We start from the raw sequence: 3,306 nt of genomic DNA, 5'->3' as shown, positions 1-3,306 counted from the left end.
CGATAAAACGAGCACGCCGAATAAGCACCAGGTCACAGCGCCGAAAAGCGCAAACGACCGGCACGAACCGGAAGTGGTGTTTCAGAGGATTGGCCGCTCCGGGACCGTCCGCGCAGACGCGTGTCCGGTGCTCCCTGCCGAGCGACTAGGAAACACTACCCCTGTCCGGCACCGGAGGCAAACCCGTCCCGGAGACGGTGCGGATGCAGAGCGCCCGGCCCGGCTTCACGTACTCGCCGTTGGGGTGGTCGTTGCCGGTGACCCAGTGGCGGGCGGTGGCCTCGTCACGGCCGCCGTCGCGGTGCCGCCGGAGCAGGCGCTCCTCGCGGACCTCGTCCTCGGCATGGACGTACCAGAGCTCGTGCAGCAGGCGGCGGGCGTCGGGCCAGGGGGTTTCGGCGGAGGCGAGGTAGTTGCCCTCGGTGATGACGAGCCGGGTCCGCGGGCGGACCACGTGGCGGGCGGCGACCGGCTCGTCCAGGGTGCGGTCGAAGTCCGGGACGTAGATGTCCTGGAACCGGTCGCCGGCGATCCGGCGCAGCAGGGCGACGTAGCCGTGGGCGTCGAAGGTCGCCGGGGCGCCCTTGCGGTGGGTCAAGCCGAGGCGGTCGAGCTGGGCGCCGGAGAGGTGGAAGCCGTCGAGCGGGACGTAGGCGGCGGTGCCGGGGCCTTCGGCCCGCTCGACCTCGGCGACCAGGCGGCGGGCCAGGGTGGACTTGCCGGCGCCGGGCGGGCCGGCAAGTCCGAGGATCGTACGGGCGTTGCTGCCCGGGCCTCGGAGGAAGCCGAGGGCAAGGGCGGTGAGGCGGTCCTCGTTCATGGCCGCACCCTACTCAGCGCGCGCCTCCTGTTCAGTGCACCTCTTTGCTCAGTGAACCTCTTCGCTCGGCGGTCGGCTTTGCTCAGCGGTCGGCGAGGGCGGGCAGGTCCAGGGTGAGGGTGCCGGCGTCGGCGTCGAGCAGGGCGGGCACGCCGAGCGGGACGGTGAGGGTGGAGGGGCAGTGGCCGAAGCCCAGTTCCCAGAGCACGGGGACGCCGAGCCCGCCGAGCCGGTCGAGCATCACGTCCCGGACCCGCTGGGGCCGTCCGCAGCCCTCCCAGGAGCCGAGGGCCAGGCCGGCCACGCCGTCGAGGGCTCCGGAGCGCAGGAGCTGGGTCAGCAGCCGGTCGAGCTGGTAGGGGTGCTCGTTCACGTCTTCGAGCAGCAGGACGGCGTCCTCGTACGAGGGACGGGCGGCGGGCGTGCCGCGCTCGGCGGTGAGGACGTGGAGGCAGCCGCCGGCCGTGACGCCGCGGGCGCGGCCGGGGACGAGCGGGGCGGCGGTGGGCGAGGTGAGGACGGTGACGGCGGCGGGGTCGAAGAGGGTGCGGCGCAGGTGCTCGGCGGTCGGGCCGTCGGAGACGAAGGAGGCGCCGGCGGCCAGCGGTCCGTACAGGGTGGCGAGGCCGAGCCGCCGGGCGAAGGCCTCGTGCAGGGAGCTGACGTCGCTGAAGCCGATGAAGGGCTTGGGGGCGGCGGCGCGCATCGCGGTCCAGTCGAGCAGGTCGACGATGCGGTGCACGCCATACCCGCCGCGGGCGCAGATGACGGCGTCGACGGTGGGGTCGAGCCAGGCGGTCTGGAGGTCGGCGGCGCGGTCGGCGTCGGTACCGGCCAGGTAGCCGAGGGTGGGGTGGGTGTCGAGGACGTGCGGGGCGACGGTCACGCGGAGCCCCCAGGAGCGGAGGATCGCGCACCCGGCGGTGAGACGTTCGGCGTCGACGGGACCGCTGGGGGCGACGACGGCGACGTGGTCGCCGGGGCGCAGGTGCGGCGGGCGGGTCAGCCCCTGGCCGGGTGTGGTCGGGTGCTGGTCCATGGGCCGGGCCACCTTTCGGACGCGGAAGCGGGGTTCGGGCGGTCGCGCCGTGGCCGCGACCGCCCGGTGACGATATGCCCCGTGCCGACCGGCCGATGTCCGCCGGCCGACGTGAGGGCTCTTCAGATCGCCGCCCCCATCACCTCCCGCACCTCGGCGAGGGTGGCGTCGGCGACGGCGTTGGCCCGCTCGGCGCCGTCGCGCAGGACCTGCCGCAGGTGGCCCCGGTCGGCGGCGAGTTCGGCACGGCGGGCGCGCAGCGGGCGGAGGAACTCGTTGACGGACTCCGTGACGGTGCGCTTGAGCGCGGCGGCGCCGCCGTCGCCGATCTCCTCGGCGACGGCCTCGGGGGCCCGGTCCTGGCAGAGGGCGGCGAGCAGGACGAGGCTGGAGACCTCGGGCCGGTCGACCGGGTCATAGCCGATCCGGCGGTCGGCGTCGGTCCTGGCGCCGCGGATGATCCGGGCGGTCTCGTCCTCGGTGGCGCCGAGGGCGACGGCGTTGCCCCGGCTCTTGCTCATCTTTCCGCCGTCGGTGCCGAGCAGCATCGGGGCTTCGGAGAGCAGGGCCTGCGGACGGGGGAAGACGGCGCTGCCGTCGGCGTGCGGGTAGCGCTCGTTGAAGCGGCGGGCGACGGTGCGGGCGACTTCGAGATGGGGCAGCTGGTCCTGGCCGACCGGGACCAGGTCGGCCTTGCAGAAGAGGATGTCGGCGGCCTGGTGGACGGGGTAGGTGAACATCAGCCCGCTGACGGCGGACTGCCGGGAGTGGGTGATCTCGTCCTTGACGGTGGGGTTGCGGCCCAGCTCGGCGACGCTGACCAGGCTGAGGAAGGGGAGCAGCAGCTGGTTGAGGGCGGGGACGGCGCTGTGCGGGAAGATCGTCGCCCGCTCGGGGTCGAGGCCGGCGGCGAGGTAGTCGAGGACGAGGTTCTCGGTGTGCTCGGCGAGCCGGTCGGCGAGGTCGCGGTCGGTGATGACCTGGTAGTCGGCGACCACGACGAACATCTCGACGCCCTGGTCCTGGAGCCGGACCCGGTTCCGCAGGGTGCCGAAGTAGTGGCCGAGGTGGAGCGGTCCGGTGGGGCGGTCCCCGGTGAGGACGCGGTGGGCTGCCGGGTCGTCGGACAGGACGGACGCGGCGGCGACGGCGGTGGCCGCGGCGGCGGCGGGACCGGCAGTGGTGGGGACGGTGGCGGTAGGGACGGTGGCGGTGGCGGTGGTCAAGGTGTCTCTCCTCGGTACGGCGGTGGTGGCGGCCGTCCGGGGCGAGGGGCCCGTCCTACGGAAAACGCAGCAGGGCCGTCCATCCCGGACGGCCCTGCTCAGGCGAGTGGTGTGGCCGTCCTAGGACCAATGCCAGTGACTTAGGTTGTGGCTGCTCTGGTGATCGCGATGACTGCGGGGACTGGTGGTGGCCAGTTGCGGTGTTGGACGCGTTTGAGGGG

3 protein-coding genes are annotated in these 3,306 nt (G+C 73.7%); all 3 read right to left on the bottom strand.

Features of this window, described 5'->3' with window-relative positions:
- Nucleotides 1-145: 145 nt before the first annotated feature.
- The gene (locus ACFY4B_RS42545; protein WP_387977181.1) at nucleotides 146-820 is read right to left on the bottom strand and encodes a nucleoside/nucleotide kinase family protein; all 675 of its coding nucleotides are present in this window, start codon (nucleotides 818-820) and stop codon (nucleotides 146-148) included.
- Nucleotides 821-902: 82 nt separating this feature from the next.
- The gene (locus ACFY4B_RS42540; RefSeq protein WP_387977179.1) at nucleotides 903-1,859 is read right to left on the bottom strand and encodes an LD-carboxypeptidase; all 957 of its coding nucleotides are present in this window, start codon (nucleotides 1,857-1,859) and stop codon (nucleotides 903-905) included.
- Between the two features lie 122 nt (nucleotides 1,860-1,981).
- Entirely contained in the window at nucleotides 1,982-2,989 is a 1,008-nt protein-coding gene (trpS, locus tag ACFY4B_RS42535; RefSeq protein ID WP_234348619.1) for a tryptophan--tRNA ligase, read from the bottom strand.
- Nucleotides 2,990-3,306: the final 317 nt, after the last annotated feature.

Origin of the sequence: Kitasatospora sp. NPDC001261, from assembly GCF_042896795.1 — a bacterium.
GTDB lineage: Bacteria > Actinomycetota > Actinomycetes > Streptomycetales > Streptomycetaceae > Kitasatospora.
This window is presented reverse-complemented; position numbering and strand designations above follow the sequence as displayed.

Excerpts from the sequence above, each read along its gene's own strand:
- ACFY4B_RS42540 (WP_387977179.1), bottom strand. The coding sequence starts at position 1,859 with ATGGACCAGCACCCGACCACACCCGGCCAGGGGCTGACCCGCCCGCCG.
- ACFY4B_RS42545 (WP_387977181.1), bottom strand. The coding sequence starts at position 820 with ATGAACGAGGACCGCCTCACCGCCCTTGCCCTCGGCTTCCTCCGAGGC.